This is a genomic window from Aureimonas sp. CAS, from assembly GCF_059838215.1.
In genome coordinates this window covers 923,454-944,804 of the sequence record NZ_CM187563.1, presented here as the reverse complement: position 1 = coordinate 944,804, position 21,351 = coordinate 923,454, and the positions used below count along the sequence as shown (strand labels likewise).

The following is a 21,351-nucleotide window of genomic DNA, read 5'->3' as shown; positions in this document are numbered from 1 at the left end:
TGGACAAACAACACGTCAACACGATGCATGTCAACATTATTCGTGTCGGACGTTCGGCTATGAACATGTCATGAACACGCAAGCCGACAGACTTCGAGAAGCCCGCATAGCGTCGGGGTTCAGCAGCGCCGCGAAAGCGGCCGAAGCGCTAGGGGTAGCGCCGTCCACCTACCGGGCGCATGAGAACGGTCAGAACGACTTCGATCTCGATCAGGCGCGAGTGTACGCCAAGCGCCTTGGCTGCGATCCCTTCTGGCTGATGGCCGGCGTTGCACAAGGCGACACGCGCAAGACGGGCACCCGATCGAGAAGTCACGATCCAGCGGCGCCAGACGACGACCTTTCGGGTCTCGATCAGATCGACGGCCTCTCGATCCCTGAAGTTGACATTCGTGCCGGCGCAGGCGCGGGCGGGTTCGAGGTCTCGCAGTCCAGCGCTATGCAGCACGGCGTCTCGGTTTCTGCCGACGCCATTCGCGATCGCTGGCGGCTTCCGGACAGTTTCACTCGCGGTGAACTGCGAATGGAGCCCAGCGGCGCATTCATTATCGAGGTCTACGGGGACTCGGGATACGATCCGAACAATCCCTATGCGCCTGGCTCGGTCCACGCCGGAGATCGCGTCATCGTCGATTCGCACGATCGACGCCCCTCCCCGCCGGGCCTCTTCGCGGTGCATGACGGGATGGGCGTCGTCGTGAAGCTTGTTGAATTCATGCCTCGCTCTGATCCGCCGCGCATTCGGCTCCTCAGCCGCAACCCGCTCTACGAATCGTATGAAGTCGTCGAGGGCGAAGCCGTCATCATCGGCCGCGTTCGGGGGCGCATCAGCGCCATCTGACACGCTGCGTGTCGATATCGACACGATTGGTGTTGACATAAATCATGTTGCATGCGCTTATGCTCCCATCCTTCTCGGATGCGGAGCTTTTCGGTGCTGCACCATCCCCATTCCTCCCGTCTCGCTGGCATCGTCCCCGCCAGCGACCTCGCGGCCTCCCCTGTGGCCGCGAGCACGGCGTCCGCGTGCCCACCTCCCCACGCGGACGCCTACCCCTCTCTCCCCCGCGAACGGCGCCTCGCTGACGAGCGCCCCGTCGCCGCGCAGGTCCCGCCGCGCTGGACCAATGCCGATCTGGAGGCGCTCAACCGCGAGCTGAGCGGCCCGGAGGCGGTCGAGGCGAACGGTCTCGGCCTGTCCGACCCCTTCCCCACGACGGGCGGCGAAGGTTTTCGCGCGCTCGGCGGTCGCGAATGGGCGGCGGCGACCTTCGCTGACGACGCGCCGACCCCGTCGCGGGCGATGGACGCCTTCCTCGGCGGACTCGCCGGGCTCGCCATCGGCGTTCCGGTCGGCATCGCCTTCGCCGAGTTCGCACGGGCGGTGATTTCGTGAGCGGCCGGGACGTGGAGGGCGCGACCCTCGCCGAACACGCCGCCGCCTTGGCGCACGAGGTCCTCGCGCTCGGCGCCATCATCCTCTTCGTCGCGGCGTTCTGCGCCTTCGCCATGGGAGCGGCGTGATGCACGACCTCGACGTCTGCGCGCACCTCGTGCGTATCGCCCACCTTTTCACCGGCAAGGAAGAGACCCGGTATTATCTGACCGGCGTCTACATTGAGCCCTGCCCGACGGGCGGGGTGAACATCGCCGCCTCCGATGGTCACGCCGCCATCGTCCTGCACGATCCGACCGGCGTGGCCGCGAAGGGGCGGATTGTCCGCCTCGACAAGCGCGTTCGCCGCTCCTACCCGCGCATGGGAAACTACCGCCTCGTGGCGGGCACCGAGCCGGGTCGCAATATTCTGAGTGCGGTCTCGATCGTGAAGAACCCGGCCATAGAGGCTGGAACATTGAGGGAAGGCTTTGAGCATCGCGGCTGGACCGTCGCGATGCAGCCCGAACCCGAAATCGAGGCGACCTTTCCGGACCTGCGACGGATCATCGGGCTTGCCGTCCCGAAGTCCAAGCGAACGATGCGTCGCCAAGACATTGCGGGAAAGGCCTTGTTGCCCTTCGCGCGCGCCGCGATTGCCTTGGCGGAACTGAAGGCTGGAGAACGGGGCGCATCCACCGCCCTTCGCATCCAGCCCGCCGACTACGGCGACGCCATAATCGTCAACTTCGCCAAGCCGCTCCGTGCCTTCGGGCTCATCATGCCGCTCCGCTTCGATCCCGATGGATTGAACGGCGTTCCGGACTGGTACGGGCTCGACCGACCCGCCGAGGCCGCGACATGAGCGCGCTCGCGAACCCGATGACGGCGGAGGAGAAGGCCCTCGCCCGTCATGCCCTCGGCCTGACGAATGGCGCCACGGTCACCTCCCGCAACTTCTACGTCATCCAACCGGGCACGGACGAACACGTGATCTGGATGCGCATGGTCGAGCGCCACATGGCGCGGCACCGCAAGGCGTGGTCGCGCTCGCTCGACCTCTTCCTCCTCACCCGTGCCGGCGCCGATCGCGCGCTGGAGCCGGGCGAGACCCTCGACACCTCGGACTTCCCCAACCTCGGCCAGGACTAGGCCGGCGGCGCAACCGCGCCTGAACGAAAGGAACGACACCATGAGCTTCGGTCCGCAGATCGTCGCCCGCGCCAACGCCCTGCGGGAGGCCAACGCCGCCCGGCTGGCGACCCGCGCGCCTACGAGCGAGCGCGTCGACGCGCCCGGCCCGGTCACGAGTGAGGACCGCCTCGTTCGCGCCATGGCGGAGCGCATGCGCGACCACGCCGCCGCCAACGGCAGCGTGTCGGAGGATGACCTCCGCACCTTCGGCTACAGCGACGAGGCCATCGCCCGCTTCGGCGGCAAGGCCCGCGCCCTCGCCAACGCCAGCGCCGTGCGGGTGTCGTGATGGACGCGGCCTTTCAGGAACGAACCGGCGCCTGGATGCTCGACTGCTTCGGCGAAGCCATCGCGGCCGACAAGGTCGAGCGGGCCGACCGCTTCGTCGAGGAGGCCCTCGAACTGGCGCAGGCGAGCGGCTGGACGAAGGATCGCGCCATCGCCCTGGCGGACTACGTCTTCGCCCGGCCCGCTGGCGAGATCGGCCAAGAGGTCGGCGGCGTCGCCGTCACCCTCGCCGCCTTCTGCAACACGTTCGGCGTCTCGATCGCCGACGCGGCACAGGCCGAACTCTCGCGCATCACGACGCCGGAAGTGGTCGCAAAGATCCGCGCCAAGCAGGCCGGCAAGCCAACCGGATCGGCGCTGCCCGTAGCGGTCGGATGGGCGCCGGTCCTCGACTATCGTTGGTACTACGCCGACGCCGAGGATGCGGAATGGTATCCGGGCAGCGCCAGCACGCGCGATGCTGCCTTCGATGAAGCGAAGGAGCACTTCGCTGGTGATGCGTTCCTGCATGAGGAAAGCGGGCGCTGGAAATACTCTTTCACGCTTATCGAGGGCGCCGTTCCTCCCCTTCGCCTCGGCAGCTACCTGCGGGTCGACAATCTCATCGGCCTTGCCAACGACGCGATCCTCGAAGGCGATCAGGTGACGGAGGTCGACGAAGGCCAGTTCTTCGAGCCGACGTATGCGCAGATGCGCGATCTCGAGCGACGCATCCGTATCGCCTGCGACGAATGGCAGATCGAGAACGGGATTATGCCGAAAACGCGGTGCGTGTCCGAGGTCCGCACCTACGAAGACATCGAGATCGACGTGACCGAGGAACGCACGGCGGCCGAGACGGCAAAGGCCGCGGCGTCGTGAGCGCGTCCGAGACCGCCGCACTCGTTGCGGCCGCTCGCGCCCTGTCGGAGGCCGTCATGTTCGACGACTCCGGCGTCCATGGGCGCGGCGGCAACGGTGGCCTCCTGAGCCGCGAGACCATCCACAAGAACGACGAACTGAAGCTCGCTCTGTCCCGCTTCGACGCGGCGACGGCCTACTGAGAAATCAAGATGGGCGATTCCGGCACCAACTCCGTCGCGGCCGACGAGCTCCGCTCCTTCATCGAGCGCGTCGAGCGGCTGGAGGAAGAGAAGAAGACAACCTCCGACGACATCAAGGATGTCTACGGCGAGGCCAAAGGTCGGGGCTACGACGTCAAGGCGCTGCGCAAGATCGTCCAGATGCGCAAGCAGGACCCGCACGAGCGCGCCGAACAGGAGGCCGTCCTCGACCTCTACATGCAGGCGCTCGGCATGACCGCCGCGACGCCGGACCTGCCGATGCAGATGGAGCGCGTCCGGTCGAAGGACCGTCCGAAGACCGGCATTGAAAAGGCCGAGGCCGAGCGCCAGGCCGAACAGCGCGCCGCCGTCCGGATTGACGTGATGGTCGCCGAGAGCGCGCGGAAGCGCGGCAAATCCTCCAACAAGCCGAAGGATGCGGACGAGGCGCGCGAACGCCTCGCCGCCCTCGGCCCGACCTTCGAGTGACGCGAGGCGCCCGATGAACGCGAACCCGACAATTGACCGCTACCTCCGCGACGAAGCGATGGACCACATCGACCACGCGCTCGGTCGCCCGATCTTTCCGCTTCGCGAGACGTACCGGAACTATTTCGCGATCGACACGCGATCCGACCTCGCGATGGAGTTCGCCTTCTCGCCGCATTGGGAGCGCCTCGGCACCCGAGGCGACATGGACTTCTTCGGCGTCACCGACGCGGGTCGGCGCGCGCTGGCCGCGCATCTGCAGACGCTCGAAAAGCCTTGGCGAGCCTACGCCGTCACGTTCGAGGGCGAGACCAGCATCGTCCCGGCGCATTCGCGAGCCGGGGCGAAATACAAGCTGTTCCTGCAGGTGTCCGACTGTTGGCCCGACCTGACCTTCGGCCAGCTCTGCCGCTGCGCTTCGGTTCGGGTGTCGTCATGACCATCGCCTTCTCCTGCCCGCCCGAGACCCTCCGCCGCCTCGCCGAGCGCGCGGCCAAGCCCGTGGACGGCAAGTCGAAGATGCCGATCCTCGCCAACGTGAAGCTCGCCTCGACCGAAGACGGACGGCTGGAGCTGACCGGAACGGACATGGACCTGACGGCCGTCGCGATCTCGCGGCCCGGAGAGGTCGAGATCGCCCGTGTCGGCACGACGACGATCCCGAGCCAGATCCTGCGCGACTTCCTTAAGAAGCTCGGCAAGGTCGAGACGCTGGACATCGCAGCCGACGACCGGACGGCGACGATCCACGCCGGCAGGACCACCTTCCAGCTCCTGACGCTGCCGGCAGCGGACTTCCCCGAGACCAAGGCGCCGGCAGCAGTCGCGCGCCTTGCGCTCGACGGCGCGCAGCTGCGCCGCATCGCCGCCGCCTGCCAGTTCGCCATCTGCACCGACGAGGCGCGCTACAATCTGTGCGGCATCCTCTTCCATCGGGCCGAGGCGCACCTCGACGCCCTCACGACCGTCGCGACGGACGGGCGCAAGCTCGCCCTTCTCCGCCAGAGCGTAGAGGGGGACCTGTCGGCGATCCCGGCCAATGTCGTCGTCCCGCGGAAGGCGACGACCCTCTTCGAGACGATCGCGGAGGCGGCGGGCGAGCGGAAGGTCGAGATCGCGATCGGCGAGAGTGCCATCGCCTTCGAGGCCGACGAGCTGCGCATCGTCTCCCGCCTCGTGGAGGGGACCTATCCAGACTATCAGCGCGTCATTCCGGCAGGCCAGACGCACCGCGTGGAGGTCGTGCGCGAGAAGCTGCGCGACGCCATCGGCCGCGTCGCGACCGTGCGCGCAGAGAAGGGCGCCGGGATGAAGTTCGAGTTCGCGCGCGGCGCGCTCGCTCTGTCGATGACCTCGGCCGAAGCGAACGCCGGCCACGACGAGATCGAGATCGAGAGCACCGAGGATCTCGCGATCGGCTTCAACTCGACCTTCGCGCTGGCGGCGCTGGAGAGCTTCGACACGCACGGCTTGGAGATCGCCCTCGGCGATCCCGGCTCCCCGGCCCTCCTCCGGGCGCCCGGCGACGATTCCCGCCTCGTCGTCCTCATGCCGATGCGAGTGTCGTGATGGCCCGAGATCGCGACGCCCTCTCCTACCCGCCGCGTGGCATGGACCGGATCGAATCAGCGCGATACGTCGGCGTCGGCGCGACGCTGTTCGACGAGATGGTCGCGGACGGTCGGATGCCGAAGCCGAAGCGGGTGAACTCCCGCGCCGTCTGGGACCGCATCGCGCTCGACGCCGCCTTCACCGACCTCCCGTCAAGCGAGAACCGCAGCCGCCTGGATAGCATCTTGGCAAGAGCAGGCCGCGCGGCGTAGCGTCCGCCGATGAACGAGTATCCCGGCGCTTCACCCTACAACGATCGTCACGGCAAGGAGCGCTGGCGCTACCGGCGCAAGGGCAAGAGCGTCAGCCTGCCCGGCGCACCGGGCGATCCCGACTTCGAGGAAGCCTACAACGCGGCGGTCGAAGGCCGCGAGCGCCGCTCGGCCGAGGTGCGGCCGCATCCGAACGCCGCCCTGCCCCGCACATTCGGCGCAGCCTGGCGCCTCGTGAAACGTTCGCCCGAGTGGCTGCGTCTCGATCCGGCGACGCGGCACAACAACACCAGGTGGACCGAGGCATTCCTACAGACGCCGGTCGCGGATGGCTTCCCCGACCTTTGGCGCGACATTCCCATCCACGAATTCAAGCGCCGGCACATGAAGGGCCTTCTCGCGGCGAAGGCCGAGACCCCTCATGCGGCCCGCAATCAGATGGTCGCCATCCGACGGATGCTGAACGTCGCGCTTGACGAGGAATGGATCGAGGCGGACCCGACCCATGCCATGAAGTGGCGGCCCGAGTACGGCGGGCGCCGGGCCTGGACCGATGGAGAGATGAATCAGTTCGAGGCCCGCTGGCCGATCGGCTCCAATCCCCGGCTGGTCTACGCCATCGCTCTGTGGCTAGGGAACCGGCGAAGCGATGTCACGCGGTTGCGCTGGGACCAGCGGCGCACGCTCTCGTTTCGCCACAACGGTGAGAACGTCGAGATCGACGCCTTCGTCCTGAGGCAGAAGAAGACCGGGCGCGAGATGACGATCCCGATCGTCCCGATGCTGGCGGAGGTCTTGGACGGGTCTCCCCGCCGCGGTGAAACGGTCATCGTGACGGAGTATGGGAACCCGTTCACAGACAAGTCGATCACCGGCAGGATGCGCGCGTGGACGAAGTCCGCAGGCCTTCCCCAGGGATGCACCCTTCATGGCCTGCGCAAGACGCTGGGCCGCATCCTCGCCGAGAGCGATGCCTCGACGCGTCAGATCATGGACGTCTTAGGACACGAGGACATCGAACACGCCGAGCTCTACTCGCGCGAGGCCGCGCAGATCCGCTTGGCGATGGAAGGGATGAACAAGGTCGTCGCCCTGCGAAAGCGGGCTGGCTAACCGGATGGCGAACCACCTTGGCGAACCACCCTTCAAGGCCTTGTAATCAGGGCACTCTGGCGACCCCGGCAGGATTCGAACCTGCGACCATCGGCTTAGAAGGCCGGTGCTCTATCCACTGAGCTACGGGGCCGGCTGGCAGAGACGCGATGCGTCAATGCGTCCAGGGCTGGACGCGGTCGTAGCGAAAATTGTCCGAATAGGAAAGCTGGGGCCGCTTGCGCTCCGGCGCGTCCTCCTCCAGCCGGTAGGCGATGCCCTCGCGCTCGCAATAGGCGACCGCCTGCTCGCGGCTCTCGAAGGAGAGGCGAACCTGCGAGCGCATGTCGCTCGACGAGGTATAGCCCATCAGCGGCTCGACGCGCTTGGGATCGCTCGCCTCGAACTCCAGCACCCATTGATGCGTCTTGGCCTTGCCGGACTGCATGGCGCTGCGGCTCGGGCGGAAGATGCGTGCGACCATCGGCGTCTCTTTCTAGCTCGCGGGCCCGGGCGCTATGGTCGGAGCGGCAGGATTCGAACCTGCGACCCTCTGGTCCCAAACCAGATGCGCTACCAGACTGCGCTACGCTCCGGACATATCGCGGGCGGGCCACGATGCGACCCCCGCTCCCTAGCTTTTCGCCCGCCGTTCGGCAAGCGGCTTGAGACCCGCGTGCCCGGCCTTCTGGTCGAGGCACGCGCCGGCCCTATCGTTGGCCGCGCGGGACCGGTCGTCCTCGCCACGTTTTCGAACGGAGGATGACAGCTTGGCGCAGCAGCACGATCCGGCGCGGGCGTCGCACGCGGACGCAGCACCCGGCGAACTCCCGGATCTCGACGACAGCGATCCGCTCGGGCGCCTGCGCTCCATCGGCCGCGTCCTTTCTAGGCCCGCGATCGAGCCGGGCTCGATCCTCTCGGCGCCGATGGCGACGATCGCGATCGCGGGGATCCTCCTGGCGGCGGCCGCCTTCGCCTTCGGCTTCGACGCCGACGTCGCGCGGGCCGTGCGGAACGAGCCGGAGGGCGTTCGGGCCTTCCTCGACATCGTCACGGATGCCGCCCTCATCGCCTGGTACTTCTATCCCGCGCTTCTCCTTTCCCTCGTCCTCCTCTTCGTGCGGCCGGGAAGCCTCGACCCCGGCACGCACGCGCGGCTCTTCGTCATGAGCGCGTGGTTCGTCGCAAGCCTCGGCACCGCATCCGCCCTCACCCACGCGATCAAATATCTGCTGGGACGAGCGCGGCCGGAACTTCTCGACAGCCACGGGATCGCGAGCTTCGAGATCCTGCGCCTCGGCAGCGCCTATGAAAGCTTCCCCTCCGGCCATTCCACCAATGCCGGCGTCGTCGCCATCGCGCTCGCGATCTGGTTTCCGGCGATGCGCTGGCCCATCCTCCTCGCCGGCGCGTGCCTGGCGCTCACGCGCATCGTCGTGGAGCGGCATTACTTGAGCGACGTCATCGCCGGCTTCGCGATCGGCACGCTCACCGCCCTCGCCCTCGCCCGCTTCCTCGCCCTCCGCCAAATCGTCTACCGGGTGTCGGCAGGCGGCCGCGGCTGGTCCGGCCTCCTGCCCTATCGCGGCGGCGCCCGTTTGTAGCGGCGCCGGTTTGCCGGTTTCAGGCGCCCGTCCGCAGCGTCTCGAGCGCGCGGAAGCCGCGTTCGAGGTCGGCCTTGAGGTCCGCGATGTCCTCCAGCCCGACCTGGAAGCGCAGGACCGGGCCTTCCTGGGGAGCCTTGGCGACGGTGCGATCGCGCAGATCGGGCTGCACGGCGAGGCTTTCGAACCCGCCCCAGGAATAGCCGAGCCCGAAGAGCCGCAGCGCATCGAGAAAGGCCGCGGCCTCGCGGTCGCCGCCGCCCTCGAGCACGATGGAAAAGAGGCCGCTCGACCCCTTGAACTGGCGCTTGTAGAGCGCGTGCCCCGCGAAGGAGGGGAGCGCCGGATGCAGGACGCGCGCGACCTCCGGCCGCGTCTCCAGCCATTCGGCCAGACGCAGCGCCGCTTCCTGGTGACGCTCCAGCCGCACCGCCATCGTCTTCAGCCCGCGGAAGACGAGATAGGCGTCGTCGGGCGCGGCGTTCACGCCCAGTTGCATCTGCGCGTCGCGCAGCCGGCCGAACGTCGCCTCGTTGGCCGAGACCGAGCCGAGCATGACGTCGGAATGGCCGCCGGGATACTTCGTCAGCGCATGGATCGAGAGATCGACGCCGTGGTCGAGCGGGCGGAAATAGAGCGGCGTCGCCCAGGTGTTGTCCATCATCGTCACGGCGCCCGCTGCGCGCGCCGCCGCCGCCATCGGTGCGACGTCCAGCATCTCGAAGGTGTTGGAGCCGGGCGCCTCCAGGAACAGGGCGCGCGTGTTCGGGCGGATCAGGGTCGAGATGCCGGCACCGACGGCCGGGTCGAAATACTCGACCTCCACGCCCATGCGGCGCAGCATCGTGTCGCAGAAGATGCGTGTCGGCCCGTAGACGGAATCGACCACGAGCAGATGGTCGCCGCTGGACAGGAAGGCCAGAAGCGGGATCGAGACGGCCGCCAGCCCCGAGGGCACGAGAATCGTTCCCTTCGAGCCCTCCAGCTCGTCGAGCTGTTCCTCCAGCGCCTCGGTCGTCGGCGTGCCTCGTAACGCATAAGTGTAGCGTTGCCCGCGGCGGCGCATGGTCTCCGTATCCGGAAACAGGACCGTCGAGGCGTGGACGACGGGCGGGTTGACGAAGCCATGATAGCTGCGCGGCTCGTGGCCGGCGCGCAGAAGGCGGGTGGCTGAACCCTCGAAAGGCGATTTGCTGCTCAAACTCTATTCTTTCGCTGATCGATGCGGCAGGGCGGCAGGGTACAAGCTTCTCCGGTTGAAAAATTCCGGCAAAAGCTTGACCTCACAATCTTTATCGCATGTGATCCAGCTTCGGACAAAGTCCGCTGCCGCAAAAGCCGCCGCGCTCATGGGAGGGCCGGCTGCGATACTTTGCGGTCATAAGGTCAAATCGGGAAGGTGAACTGATGAAACTGAAGCTTCTGACCGCCGCGCTCGGTCTCTCCGTGGCGGGCGGCACGGTCGGCGTCGCCTCCGCTCAGACGTTGCAGGAAACGCAGGATCGCGGAAGCGTGCGCTGCGGCGTGAACACCGGCCTGGCGGGCTTCTCCTCGCAGGACGACGCCGGCGAGTGGACGGGCCTCGACGTCGACTACTGCCGCGCGGTCGCCGCCGCGATCTTCGACGACCCGGCCGCCGTCACCTTCTCGCCGCTCTCCGCCGTCCAGCGCTTCCCCGCGCTGCAGAACAGCGAAGTCGACATCCTGTCGCGCAACACCACCTGGACGATGGACCGCGACACCAATCTCGGCATGGTCTTCGCCGGCGTGAACTACTACGACGGCCAGGGCTTCATGGTCCGCGAGGACCTCGGCGTCACCTCGGCGCTGGAGCTCTCGGGCGCCACCGTCTGCGTTCAGAGCGGCACGACGACCGAGCTTAACCTCGCCGACTACTTCGCCTCGAACAACCTGGAGTACAATCCGGTCGTCATCGAGCAGCAGGCGGACGCGCTCGCGGCCTACGATTCGCAGCGCTGCGACGCCTTCACGACGGACGCCTCGGGCCTCGCCGCCTCGCGTCTGGAGCTCGGCGAGCCGGACGCCCACATCATCCTGCCGGAGATCATCTCCAAGGAGCCGCTCGGCCCGTCCGTGCGCCAGGGCGACTTCGAGTGGTTCGGCATCGCCAAGTGGGTCCACTTCGCCATGCTGAACGCCGAGGAGCTCGGCATCAACCAGGGCAATCTGGACGAGATGCTGGAGTCGGAGAACCCGGACGTGCGCCGCCTGCTCGGCCTCGACGGTGACTTCGGCGCGGCGATCGGCCTGCCGAACGACTGGGCGGTCCGCATCATCCGTCACGTCGGCAATTACGGCGAGAGCTTCGAGCGCAACGTCGGCTCCGAGACTCCGCTCGGCATCGCGCGCGGCCAGAACGCGCTGTGGACCGACGGCGGCCTGCAGTACGCGCCGCCGGTCCGCTAAGCGAGCCTTCGCGACGCCATAGCCACTTGCGGGCGCCGTGGATCCCTCGATCCGCGGCGCCCGTTCCGCAAATGCTCAACGATCGGGCCGCGATGACCGCCGAGACCGCTCCCTACAACCGAGGCGAAAGCCGCACCTCGTTCCTCAACGACCCGAAGGTGAGGAGCATCCTCATCCAGGTCGTCGTCGTTCTGGCCCTCTTCGCCTTCGGATGGTGGCTGTTCGAGAACATCCAGCGCAATCTGCGCGCCGCCAACATCGCTTCCGGCTACGGCTTCCTGGGCGCGCGCGCCGGCTTCGACATCGGCCAGCTTCCGATCGAGTACACGAGCAACGCCACCTACGGCCGGGCGCTCCTCGTCGGCATCGTCAACACCATCATCGTCGCCTCCAGCGGCATCGTGCTCGCCACGATCCTGGGCTTCCTCGTCGGCATCGGTCGCCTGTCGCACAACCTTCTGGTGCGCGGCGTCTGCACCTTCTACGTCGAGACCTTCCGCAACCTGCCGCCGCTGCTGGTCATCCTCTTCTGGTATTTCGGCGTCCTGACCGTGCTGCCGCTGCCGCGCGACGCGGTCGAGCTGCCTCTCTCCTCCTACATCTCGAACCGCGGTCTCCAGACCCCGATGGCGATCTTCGAATCCGGGGCGTGGGTCGCGGGCGTCTTCGTTCTGATCGGCATCGTCGCGGCCATCGTCCTGTCGCGCGTCAACGCGCGGCATCAGATGGCGACGGGTCAGCGCCGCCCGACGCTTCTGCCGGCGCTCGGGCTCATCGTCCTCCTGCCGCTGGTCGTCTTCGCGCTCATGGGCTGGCCGATGTCGATCGAAGTGCCCGAGCAGGGCCGCTTCAACCTCACCGGCGGCTTCAACATCCGTCCGGAGTTCCTGGCGCTCTTCCTCGCGCTGTCCTTCTACACGGCCTCCTTCATCGCCGAGATCGTCCGCGCGGGCATCCTCTCGGTCTCCAAGGGGCAGAACGAGGCGGCCGCCGCGCTGGGCCTGAAGCGCTCCCATGCGCTGCGCCTCGTCGTCGTGCCGCAGGCCTTCCGCGTCATCATCCCGCCGCTGACGAGCCAGTATCTGAACCTGACGAAGAACTCCTCGCTCGGACTCGCCATCGGCTATCCGGAGGTCGTGGCGATCGGCAACACGGTGCTCAACCAGACCGGCCAGTCAGTGGAGGTCGTGGCCTTCTGGATGATGACCTATCTCGGCCTCAGCCTCACGGTGGCCCTCCTCATGAACTGGTTCAATGCCCGGATGCGGCTGGTCGAGCGCTGAGGCGCTCCCGGTCCTCGCCCGAGCCTTGAAGACAAGCGGATACGTCACCCATGGAAGAACAGGTCGCACGCTACGTCTCTCCGGGGAACAAGGAGCCCCTGCCGCCGCCCGCCAATGAGGCGGGGATGGTCGCGCGCCTTCGCAAGAGCTTCTTCGCGACGCCGATGGACGCCGTCCTCACCATCGTGATCGGCCTGATCGCCGCCTGGGCGGTCATGCAGATCCTGCAATGGGCCGTGATCGATGCGGTCTGGTCTGGCACGGACCGCACGGCCTGCCTCGCGACCGACGGCGGCGCGGTCGGCGCCTGCTGGGCCTTCGTGCGGGCGCGCTTCTCGCAGTTCATGTACGGCTTGTACCCGGTGGCGCAGCGCTGGCGGGTCGACACGGTCTTCGTGATCTTCCTGGCTCTCATCGCCGCCCTGGTCATCCCCCGGGTGCCCTACAAGAAGCTCACCGGCTTTCTTCTGGCGGCGGTCTTCCCGCTCGTCGCCTTCGTCCTCCTCACCGGCGGCCGCGTGTCGCTGGCACCGGGCGCGGCCGCCTTCTTCTTCCTCGTCGCGGCCGCCGTCGCCCTGTTCCTCGCCATGAGTCGCAGCGCGACGGTGCGCTCCAGCAAGGCGATGAAGGTCGCGCCCTATCTCGTTGCGATCGCGGGCGTTCTCTGGGCGCTGCAACTGGTCGTCGGCGCCACGCGCCTCGACGTTCTGGGCATGCGCCTGACGATCCTGGCCGCCGGCTCGGTGCTGTTGTCCACGCTCGCCATCCTGTTGAGCGCCTTCGCCGTCTACCGCACCGCCGAGTTCAAGTCCGGCGCGCTCGTACCACTCCTGCCGCTCGTCATGGCGGTCGCCCTCGTCGTCGCGCTGACGGGCAATTTCGGCCTCCCCTTCGTGCCGACGAATCTGTGGGGCGGGCTGATGCTCACCTTCGTGGTCGCGGTCACGGGCATCGCGGTCTCGCTGCCGCTCGGCATCCTGCTGGCTCTCGGGCGTCAGTCCAAGATGCCGGCCGTGAAGCTGATCTGCGTGATCTTCATCGAGTTCTGGCGGGGCGTCCCGCTGATCACGATCCTCTTCATGGCGACCTTCATGCTGCCGCTGTTCCTGCCGAGCGGCGTGTCCTTCAACCAGCTTCTGCGTGTGCTCGTCGGCGTCTCGCTCTTCGCCTCGGCCTACATGGCGGAGGTCGTTCGCGGCGGCCTGCAGGCCATCCCGCGCGGCCAGTACGAAGGCGCCGACGCCATGGCGCTGACCTACTGGCAGAAGATGCGGATGATCATCCTGCCGCAGGCGCTGACGCTCGTCATTCCCGGCATCGTCAACACCTTCATCGGCCTCGCGAAGGATACGAGCCTCGTCTACATCGTCGGCCTGGCCGACCTGACCGGCACGGTGCGGCGCGGCTTCAACGACCCGACCTGGATCACGCCCACGACGGCGGCCACCGGCCTCGTCTTCGCCGGCCTGATCTACTGGATCATCTGCTTCGGCATGTCGCGCTACTCCATCTCCATGGAGCGGCGGCTGGCGCGCGGGCACAAGAACTGACGCGGACGTTCCGGGCACCGGGCGCCGAGCCCCGCCCGGAACACGCAAGACACCAACACGAGGCCGAAGCTCGCCTCGAAAGACCCAACGGGTTCGGCTCTTCGAGCGAACGACCGACAGGAGCATTCACCGCATGAGCAACGTCGAGACCCGAAACGCCGAACGCGTCCCCTCGCAGTCGAAGATGTCGGACGAGGTCGCGATCGAACTCGTCGACGTCAACAAGTGGTACGGCGAGTTCCACGTGCTGCGCGACATCAACCTGAAGGTCCGGCGCGGCGAGCGCATCGTCGTCTGCGGCCCCTCGGGCTCCGGCAAGTCGACCATGATCCGCTGCATCAACCGGCTGGAGGAGCACCAGAAGGGCCGCATCATCGTCGATGGCACCGAGCTGACGGGCGATCTGAAGAAGGTGGACGTCGTGCGCCGCGAGGTCGGCATGGTGTTCCAGCACTTCAACCTCTTCCCGCACCTCTCGATCCTCGAGAACTGCACGCTCGCCCCGATCTGGGTGCGCAAGATGCCGAAGAAGAAGGCGGAGGAGATCGCGATGCACTTCCTCACGCGCGTGAAGATCCCCGAGCAGGCGCACAAATATCCGGGCCAGCTGTCCGGCGGTCAGCAGCAGCGCGTGGCGATCGCCCGTTCGCTCTGCATGAACCCGAAGGTGATGCTCTTCGACGAGCCGACCTCCGCGCTCGACCCGGAGATGATCAAGGAAGTGCTCGACGTCATGGTGGGTCTGGCCGAGGAAGGCATGACCATGATCTGCGTCACCCACGAGATGGGCTTCGCCCGGCAGGTGGCCAACCGCGTCATCTTCATGGATGCCGGCCAGATCGTCGAGCAGAACGTGCCGGAGGAGTTCTTCTCCAACCCGCAGCACGAGCGCACCAAGCTCTTCCTGTCGCAGATCCTGCACTAGACCGCGACGGTTCCGACGCCCTTCCCAGGGCGTCCGGGACGCGCGTCGCGCTCGCGACGTGAAAGGGATGGGACGCGGCCGCCGGGTTTTGCTGGTGCCCGGTTCCGCGGACCTACAGATAGGTCTCGATCAGCTCCTTGACGCGTGCGTCGCGCTCGCGCCCGGTCGTCCCCCCATGACGACGACGATGATCGACCGCCCGCCCCGGCTGGCGGTCGCGATCAGATGGAAGCCGCTCGCCCGCGTATAGCCGGTCTTCAGCCCGTCCACGCCCGGCACCTCGCCCAGAAGCTTGTTGGTCGCCTCGAAGCGGCGCCCGCCGTAATGGAACTCGCGCGCCGCGAAGGCCGGAGCGTAGGCGGGGAAGCGGGCGCGGACCAGCTGCGCCAGCCGTGCCATGTCGCGCGCGCTCGTCGCATGCGCCGGATCGGGAAGGCCCGAGGCGTTGGCAAAGCGCGTCGAGTTAAGCCCCAGCGCCTTCGCGCGCTGCGTCATCTGCACGGCGAAGGCCGGCTCCGAGCCGGCCAGACGCTCCGCGATCACGACCGCGACGTCGTTGGCTGAGCGGATGGCCAGCGCCCGGATCGCCTCGCGGACGGGGATCGTCGTGCCCGCCTGGACGCCGATCTTGGCCGGCGGGCGCGAGGCGGCGTCCGCCGAGACGGGCAGTTCCTCGTCGATCGACAGCCGGCCGGTCTCGATCGCCTCGAAGACGAGATAGAGCGTCATCAGCTTGGTCAGCGAGGCGGGAAAGCGCAGTCCGTCCGGGTCCTCCTGGTAGAGAACGCGGCCCGACACCGCATCGACGACGAGCGTCGAGGCCGCCCGTTCGACCGGGACGCCGAGAAAGGGCGTCGCGGCCTCGGGGACCGCGATCCGCTCGCCCGTCGTCGGCGAGAGGACCGTCGCCGTCTGGCAGCCCGCGAGGGCGATGGCGAGCGACAGGGCGCCAAGGAGGCGCATGGGCGAGCGCCCGGGCCGGGATCTGGTCCGAAGGACCGCTGGTTTCGTCATGCTCTTCCGGTCGCAGGCCGCACGTCGGGCACGGCCTGCCCTTCGCGATCGAGGGAGAAGTCCCGCTCTACCCTACCGTGCACGCGTGTCGCGAGCCTTGCGAACGGGAACGGCCGGAACGAATGCGTCATCGAGCCGTTGTGGAGGGGACCAGCGCCATCGGCGCAACCGTTTTTCTCGCACAGGAGAATTCCATGAAGTCCATGCTTCTCGCGCTCGTCGCCTCCACCGCGATCGCCGGCGCCGCCGTCGCGCAGACGCCGGCTCCGGTGTCGCCGACCGAGACGGAAACCCAGACGGACGCGACCACCGTTCCGGCTCAGGAAGCCGCTCCGGTGACGACGACCGACGCTCCGGCCGCCGGCGACAATCCGACCGCGACCGAGAGCGAGCAGGATGCAACCACGGCTCAGCCCGTGATCGTGCCGCAGACCGGCACCACGGCGGAGCCCTCCGGCGTCGATCCGACGGCTCCCGAGCAGGAGCAGGACGCGACGACCGTCCAGCCGGACGGCACGACGATCGCGACCGAGCCGCGCTCGTAAGGAGCGAGTTTCCAATGAAAGGGGCGGCGGACGATGTCCGCCGCCCCTTTTTTCGTTTCCGTCCTCCTCATGCCGGCGGACGCCCGGTCCGGCCCTGACGCGGCGAGGCTCGATCCTCAGGCCGCGTTCAGCGCACCTTCGCTTTTCAGATAGTCATGGGTTTCGCCCAGCGCCCGCTCGAAGCGCGCGATCATGTCGCGGACCTCGTCCGGCGTGATGATCATCGGCGGACAGAAGGCGATCTGGTCGCCCATGGCGCGCACGATCACGCCGTGCTCGTGGCCCTTGGCGAAAAGGTAGGCGCCCGCCTTGCCGACCGGATCGAAGCGTCGCTTCGACGGCTTGTCGGCCACGAGCTCGACCGCCGCGATGAGGCCGACGCCGCGAACCTCGCCGACGAGCGGATGATCGGCGAAGCGCGCCAGCTCCTCCTGCAGGACCGCGCCGGACCGCGCCGCGTTCTCCACCAGTCCGCGCTCCTCGATGATCTTGAGGTTCTCCAGGCCGACGGCGCAGGAGACCGGGTGCGCGGAGGCCGTATAGCCGTGCCCGAACGTGCCGATCTTTGCCGTGTTGTCCGCCACGCCCTGATAGATCTCGTCGGAGAACAGGACGGCGGCGAGCGGCGCGTAGGACGAGGTCAGCTGCTTCGACACGACCATGATGTCCGGGTCGATGCCGTAATGGTCGCTGGCGAACATGGTGCCGAGGCGACCGAAGCCGTTGATGACCTCGTCGGCGACGATCAGAACGTCGTACTTGCGGCAGACGGCCTGCACCTTCTCCCAGTATCCCGCCGGGGGCGGCAGCACGCCGCCGGCTCCCATCAGCGGCTCGCCGATGAAGGCGGCGACGGTCTCGGGATCGGCGTCGAGGATGGTCTGCTCCAGTTCGTCCGCGAGGCGCTGCGCGAAGGCCTCCTCGCTCTCGCCGTCGCGCGCGAAGCGATAGTGATGCGGGCAGGTCAGATGCTTGACCGGCAGGATCGGCAGATCGAAGTCGCGATGGTTGACCGGCAGGCCCGTGAGCGAGCCCGAGGCCATGGTGATGCCGTGATAGGCGTTCTGGCGGGCCAGGAAGGTCTTCTTGCGCGGCTTGCCGCGCGCGTTGTTCCAGTACCAGACGAGCTTGACGACGGTGTCGTTCGCTTCCGATCCCGAATTGGTGAAGAAGACGCGCGACAGACGCGCGGGCGACATCTGCACCAGCTTCTCGGCCAGGTCGATCGCCGGCTCGTTCGATTTGTGGCTGAACGAGTGGTAGTAGGGCAGCTTCTGAAGCTGCCTGTGGGCGGCGTCCGCCAGCCGCTTCTCGCCGAAGCCGACGCCGACGCTCCACAGCCCCGCCATCGCCTCGACATAGCGCCGGCCTTCGTCGTCGTAGACGTAGATCCCCTCGCCCCGGTCGATGACGATCGGCCCGCTCTCCTCGTGCTTGCGCGCGTTCGTCACCGGATGGAGCAGATACTCCACATCGCGGGCGTGGAGGGAGTTCGGCAGGGCGACGGACATGGCATGCGATCCTTCGGGGAGGAAAAGGCGAACGCTTCGATCCTAGAGGCTGACGATCTCTCCTGCCACCCCGCCCCGGCGTCGCATCGGTTTAGGGGGACGCACCCTAGGGTGTGTCCCCATAAGCAGGGACGGAAATGGTCGGGACGATCCGGGCCGGATACGAGGAGCGAGAGCGAAGGAAATGCGGGCATTTTCGAGCTCTCGCGACGAAGTTGCCGCCCCGGATCGTCCGATCCCGAAGGGACGCGGTCCCGGCTTCGAGCTGCGTCGTCGAACCGCTCGACCGGGCATCGACCCGCTCGTCGCGCTTCTCCTCGCATCTCATCGCCGGACCTCGCGCCATTTCGTTCCTGTTTATGGGGACACACCCTAGCCGAGGGCCGGCTTGGAGAAAGCGCGCAGGAAGCGCTCGCGGAACTTGTCCATCCCCATCACCGGCGCATCGGCATCCGGGATCATGCCCGGCGTCCAGCTCCAATCGTCGATCGCCTCCAGCACGTCCGGGTCCGCCGCGATGAGGTGGACCGGCACGTCCCAGGACGCGCCCGGTCCCGTCACGATGGAGGCCGGCTGGTGGTCGCCGAGAACGACGAGCACCAGATCGTCCGTGCCGAAGGTCTCGATGTAGGACCCGATCGTCTCGAGCGCGTAGTCGATCGAAAGCGCGTACTGGTCGCGGACGCGCTCATGGTCGCGCCAGACGACGTCCGGCGGATCGCCGGAATTGGCGTGAGGGTTGAAGACCGTGCCGTCGCCGATGGCGTTCCAGGGCAGGAGGGGCGGGATCGGCGTCCAGGGCGCGTGGCTGGAGATGAGCGACACCTCCGCCATCACCGGCGCGCGGTTGCCGGCGTCCAGTTCGAAGCGCTGCATGGCCTTCAGCGTGAACTGATCGGGCATCGTCACCCAGTTGAAGGGATCGCCGCGATAGCCGAGATTGTCCCTGACATAGGTCGTGTCGTAGCCGTACCAGCGCGCCTCCGGCCAATCCATGGTGATGGCCGGCATCACGCCGACCGTGCGCCAGCCGGCTTCCTTGAAGATCCGGTTCAGGCTCGGGCGCTCGCTCACCATCAGCCGCTCGTAGCGCTGCTGCTTGTCGACCCAGAGCCCCGAGAGCAACGCGGCATGGGCGAGCCAGCTCTGGCCGCCGACGGTCGGCGCCGTCAGCCAGCCGCTGCGCGCGGCAAAGCCGGCGTCCCCGATGCCCGCCTCGATCCCGGCGAGCCTGTCGCGGACCGCGTCGGCGTAGCGCTCGCCCTCCACGGCGCTGCGGCCGTAGGATTCCACGAACAGGAACAGGACGTCCTTGCCTTCGAGGCGCTGCAGCAGCCCCGGCCCCGACAGGGCGCGCGCCGGGTCGTCGTCGAGCAGGGTCTCGAACTCGGCGAGATCGCGGAAGCCGCGCTGCAGGATGTCGGCGCGCTCCACGGCAAAGCGCGTCGCCTGAGCGTTGGCGAAGGGCGCGTGGCCGCGATGGACGAGCACGGCGCCGATGGCGGCGAGAAGGAGCAGGGCGAAACCGGGCGCGCGCCGGCTGGCGGACGGCCATTTCTCCAGCCCGCGCAGACCCCAGCCGAGCGCCAGGAGCGCTGCAAAGAAGACGAGGAGCGCCAGACCGATCGCGAGCACGGCCTGTCCGACGCCGACCGAGCCAGAAAGGAGGTGCCAGCCCGACACGAACAGATGCAGGTCGAGGATCGGATTGAAGGGCCGCGCGAAGGCGACGCCCGTGCCCATGTCGGCGAGCTTGATGAAGAGCAGCGCGCCCGCGACCGCGACGACCAGCGCGCAGGCGATGCCCGCCGCCCGCCGGGGCAAGACGAGCAGCAGGCCGAGCGCGGCCACCCATTCCAGCGGGAGCGACGGGTCCGGCCGAGCGATGACGCGGCCCCAGTCGTTCGGCAGAACGACGATCGCCAGAAGCAGGAGCGCGCCCAGCGCGACGCGCAGCACCGTACCGGCGGCTGCGACACCCCGTCGCTGCGATGTCGTCCCGTGCGCTTGGCTCATTTCCCACCTGTCGTCCGACGAACTGCAACCTCTCGTGCGCCGCCGTCGTAATTATGTCATCCAGCCTCCGGCCGGGAAGTCGAACACCCCCGCAAGGCTCCTGGAATCGGAGCCTTCGGGCCGGGCGATGGCGGCAAGCTGTGAACGAGGAACACGGGATGAGATCGAAGCCGAGGTGGCAACGCCTCTTCCTGCCGGCCTTGCGCATCGTCGTGCCGATCGGCGTCCTCGTGCTGACCTTCCGCGCCATCGATGCCGATGCCGCGCTCTCGGCCCTGCGCCGCGCCGACTGGCGCTGGATCGCGGCGGGCCTTCTCCTGATGCAGGTGCAGATCCTCCTGTCGGCCGAGCGCTGGCGCTTCACCGCCGGGCGCCTCGGGCAGGAGCTGCCGCGCCCCCTCGCCTACCGGGAGTATTATCTCACGACGCTGGTCAACCAGATCGTGCCGGGCGGCATGGCCGGGGACGCGGTGCGCGCGGCGCGCAACCGCATCCGCGATGCCGAAGGTCGCGCCCGCTGGGGCGTTGCGGTCCGCGCCATCGTCCTGGAGCGGGCGGCCGGCCAGATCGCCTTCTTCGCGGTGACGGGCGCCGGGCTTCTGGCCTGGCCGATCCTCGTCGGGCGGGGGGCGCCGGAGGAATCCACCGACCTCCTCCTCGGCGGAGCCGGAACGGTCGCGGCGATCGTCGGGCTGGTCGTCCTCGTCGCGGTCTTCGGCCCCACCCGCGTCCGCGGCTTCCTGAAGAGCTTCGGGCCGGACATGCGCCGCGTCTATCTGGAGCGTGGCGCGTGGGCGATCCAGGGCGTCGTCAGCGTGGCGCTCGTCTTCACCTATGTCGGCATCTTCGCCTTCGCGGCGCTGGCCGTCGGCTCTCCCGTGCCCTGGGTCGCGCTCGTCACCGTCATGCCGCTGGCGCTGCTCACGATGCTGATCCCGGTCTCGATCGGCGGCTGGGGCCTTCGCGAGGCGGCGGCAGCCGCCCTCTGGCCACTGATCGGCCTCGCCGCCTCGGCGGGCGTCGCCTCGGCCATCCTCTACGGCATCGTCAGCCTTGCGGGCGCCCTGCCGGGCATCTTCGCTCTGGTCGGCACGGCGCGGCCGAGCGAGGTGCATTCCGGGCAGGAGCGCGAGGCGGCGGGCCGAGCCGTCTAAGCTTCGGGCTCAGCC

Annotated in this window: 24 protein-coding genes, 2 tRNA genes and 1 pseudogene; 20 read left to right on the top strand and 7 right to left on the bottom strand. The window is 68.0% G+C overall.

Annotation, left to right across the window (positions count from 1 at the left end; all coding sequences use genetic code 11):
* Positions 1–70: 70 nt before the first annotated feature.
* From AC6R2M_RS04445 to AC6R2M_RS04385, 13 genes and pseudogenes are all read left to right on the top strand, one after another.
* Positions 71–841, top strand: a complete 771-nt coding sequence (locus AC6R2M_RS04445) for a LexA family transcriptional regulator (protein ID WP_500485872.1) — start codon at positions 71–73, stop codon at positions 839–841.
* Between the two features lie 93 nt (positions 842–934).
* Positions 935–1,396 (top strand): hypothetical protein, encoded by a 462-nt coding sequence (locus tag AC6R2M_RS04440; protein WP_500485870.1) that lies wholly within the window; start codon positions 935–937, stop codon positions 1,394–1,396.
* Positions 1,393–1,524 carry a hypothetical protein gene (locus AC6R2M_RS04435; protein WP_500485868.1) on the top strand — a complete coding sequence of 44 codons (132 nt, stop codon included), beginning with the start codon at positions 1,393–1,395 and terminating at the stop codon, positions 1,522–1,524. The genes AC6R2M_RS04440 and AC6R2M_RS04435 overlap by 4 nt, the downstream gene beginning before the upstream one ends.
* Complete coding sequence (locus tag AC6R2M_RS04430) at positions 1,524–2,240, top strand: hypothetical protein (protein ID WP_500485866.1); 717 nt, start codon at positions 1,524–1,526, stop codon at positions 2,238–2,240. The genes AC6R2M_RS04435 and AC6R2M_RS04430 overlap by 1 nt, the downstream gene beginning before the upstream one ends.
* A complete protein-coding gene (locus tag AC6R2M_RS04425) occupies positions 2,237–2,527 on the top strand; it encodes a hypothetical protein (protein WP_500485864.1) in 291 nt (96 codons plus the stop codon). The genes AC6R2M_RS04430 and AC6R2M_RS04425 overlap by 4 nt, the downstream gene beginning before the upstream one ends.
* Before the next feature lie 40 nt (positions 2,528–2,567).
* Entirely contained in the window at positions 2,568–2,858 is a 291-nt protein-coding gene (locus AC6R2M_RS04420) for a hypothetical protein (protein ID WP_500485861.1), read from the top strand.
* On the top strand, positions 2,855–3,718 hold the full coding sequence (locus AC6R2M_RS04415) for a hypothetical protein (RefSeq protein ID WP_500485860.1): 864 nt from the start codon (positions 2,855–2,857) through the stop codon (positions 3,716–3,718). The genes AC6R2M_RS04420 and AC6R2M_RS04415 overlap by 4 nt, the downstream gene beginning before the upstream one ends.
* A complete protein-coding gene (locus AC6R2M_RS04410; protein WP_500485858.1) occupies positions 3,715–3,900 on the top strand; it encodes a hypothetical protein in 186 nt (61 codons plus the stop codon). Before AC6R2M_RS04415 ends, AC6R2M_RS04410 begins: the two co-directional genes overlap by 4 nt.
* 9 nt (positions 3,901–3,909) lie before the next feature.
* Positions 3,910–4,155, top strand: a pseudogene (locus tag AC6R2M_RS04405) (DUF2312 domain-containing protein); the annotation flags it as partial.
* Between the two features lie 292 nt (positions 4,156–4,447).
* Positions 4,448–4,828: a hypothetical protein gene (locus AC6R2M_RS04400; RefSeq protein ID WP_500485856.1), complete on the top strand. Its 381-nt coding sequence runs from the start codon at positions 4,448–4,450 to the stop codon at positions 4,826–4,828.
* Positions 4,825–5,958, top strand: a complete 1,134-nt coding sequence (gene dnaN, locus AC6R2M_RS04395) for a DNA polymerase III subunit beta (RefSeq protein ID WP_500485854.1) — start codon at positions 4,825–4,827, stop codon at positions 5,956–5,958. The genes AC6R2M_RS04400 and dnaN overlap by 4 nt, the downstream gene beginning before the upstream one ends.
* The gene (locus AC6R2M_RS04390) at positions 5,958–6,212 is read left to right on the top strand and encodes a hypothetical protein (RefSeq protein WP_500485853.1); all 255 of its coding nucleotides are present in this window, start codon (positions 5,958–5,960) and stop codon (positions 6,210–6,212) included. The genes dnaN and AC6R2M_RS04390 overlap by 1 nt, the downstream gene beginning before the upstream one ends.
* A gap of 9 nt (positions 6,213–6,221) precedes the next feature.
* Entirely contained in the window at positions 6,222–7,325 is a 1,104-nt protein-coding gene (locus AC6R2M_RS04385) for a tyrosine-type recombinase/integrase (protein WP_500485851.1), read from the top strand.
* Positions 7,326–7,382: 57 nt separating this feature from the next.
* On the opposite strand, the gene AC6R2M_RS04380 is transcribed toward AC6R2M_RS04385, so the two are convergent.
* The 3 genes from AC6R2M_RS04380 to AC6R2M_RS04370 form a co-directional block, all read right to left on the bottom strand.
* A tRNA-Arg gene (locus AC6R2M_RS04380) sits at positions 7,383–7,458 on the bottom strand.
* 21 nt (positions 7,459–7,479) lie between these two features.
* Positions 7,480–7,788 (bottom strand): ETC complex I subunit, encoded by a 309-nt coding sequence (locus AC6R2M_RS04375; protein WP_500485849.1) that lies wholly within the window; start codon positions 7,786–7,788, stop codon positions 7,480–7,482.
* A gap of 35 nt (positions 7,789–7,823) precedes the next feature.
* A tRNA-Pro gene (locus AC6R2M_RS04370) sits at positions 7,824–7,900 on the bottom strand.
* A gap of 174 nt (positions 7,901–8,074) precedes the next feature.
* Between AC6R2M_RS04370 and AC6R2M_RS04365 the strand changes: the two genes are divergently transcribed.
* Positions 8,075–8,911: a phosphatase PAP2 family protein gene (locus AC6R2M_RS04365; protein WP_500485847.1), complete on the top strand. Its 837-nt coding sequence runs from the start codon at positions 8,075–8,077 to the stop codon at positions 8,909–8,911.
* A gap of 19 nt (positions 8,912–8,930) precedes the next feature.
* Here AC6R2M_RS04365 and metC read toward each other — a convergent pair whose 3' ends face one another.
* Entirely contained in the window at positions 8,931–10,112 is a 1,182-nt protein-coding gene (gene metC / locus AC6R2M_RS04360; RefSeq protein ID WP_500485845.1) for a cystathionine beta-lyase, read from the bottom strand.
* 206 nt (positions 10,113–10,318) lie between these two features.
* On the opposite strand from metC, the gene AC6R2M_RS04355 reads away from it, so the two are divergent.
* From AC6R2M_RS04355 to AC6R2M_RS04340, 4 genes are all read left to right on the top strand, one after another.
* Positions 10,319–11,338, top strand: a complete 1,020-nt coding sequence (locus AC6R2M_RS04355; protein WP_500485843.1) for an amino acid ABC transporter substrate-binding protein — start codon at positions 10,319–10,321, stop codon at positions 11,336–11,338.
* A gap of 92 nt (positions 11,339–11,430) precedes the next feature.
* The gene (locus AC6R2M_RS04350) at positions 11,431–12,621 is read left to right on the top strand and encodes an amino acid ABC transporter permease (protein ID WP_500485841.1); all 1,191 of its coding nucleotides are present in this window, start codon (positions 11,431–11,433) and stop codon (positions 12,619–12,621) included.
* Positions 12,622–12,671: 50 nt separating this feature from the next.
* Positions 12,672–14,171: an amino acid ABC transporter permease gene (locus tag AC6R2M_RS04345; protein WP_500485839.1), complete on the top strand. Its 1,500-nt coding sequence runs from the start codon at positions 12,672–12,674 to the stop codon at positions 14,169–14,171.
* A gap of 184 nt (positions 14,172–14,355) precedes the next feature.
* Entirely contained in the window at positions 14,356–15,096 is a 741-nt protein-coding gene (locus AC6R2M_RS04340; protein WP_500487488.1) for an amino acid ABC transporter ATP-binding protein, read from the top strand.
* A gap of 129 nt (positions 15,097–15,225) precedes the next feature.
* Here AC6R2M_RS04340 and AC6R2M_RS04335 read toward each other — a convergent pair whose 3' ends face one another.
* A complete protein-coding gene (locus AC6R2M_RS04335) occupies positions 15,226–16,059 on the bottom strand; it encodes a D-alanyl-D-alanine carboxypeptidase family protein (RefSeq protein WP_500485837.1) in 834 nt (277 codons plus the stop codon).
* A gap of 245 nt (positions 16,060–16,304) precedes the next feature.
* Here AC6R2M_RS04335 and AC6R2M_RS04330 point away from each other — a divergent pair, with 245 nt between their 5' ends.
* Complete coding sequence (locus AC6R2M_RS04330; RefSeq protein ID WP_500485835.1) at positions 16,305–16,655, top strand: hypothetical protein; 351 nt, start codon at positions 16,305–16,307, stop codon at positions 16,653–16,655.
* A gap of 116 nt (positions 16,656–16,771) precedes the next feature.
* Here the strand turns inward: AC6R2M_RS04330 and AC6R2M_RS04325 are convergent, their stop codons facing one another.
* The gene (locus AC6R2M_RS04325) at positions 16,772–18,166 is read right to left on the bottom strand and encodes an aspartate aminotransferase family protein (protein ID WP_500485833.1); all 1,395 of its coding nucleotides are present in this window, start codon (positions 18,164–18,166) and stop codon (positions 16,772–16,774) included.
* A gap of 372 nt (positions 18,167–18,538) precedes the next feature.
* Positions 18,539–20,182 (bottom strand): alkaline phosphatase family protein, encoded by a 1,644-nt coding sequence (locus tag AC6R2M_RS04320; RefSeq protein WP_500485831.1) that lies wholly within the window; start codon positions 20,180–20,182, stop codon positions 18,539–18,541.
* A 158-nt stretch (positions 20,183–20,340) separates the two neighbouring features.
* On the opposite strand from AC6R2M_RS04320, the gene AC6R2M_RS04315 reads away from it, so the two are divergent.
* A complete protein-coding gene (locus AC6R2M_RS04315) occupies positions 20,341–21,336 on the top strand; it encodes a lysylphosphatidylglycerol synthase transmembrane domain-containing protein (RefSeq protein ID WP_500485829.1) in 996 nt (331 codons plus the stop codon).
* Positions 21,337–21,351 lie beyond the last annotated feature (15 nt).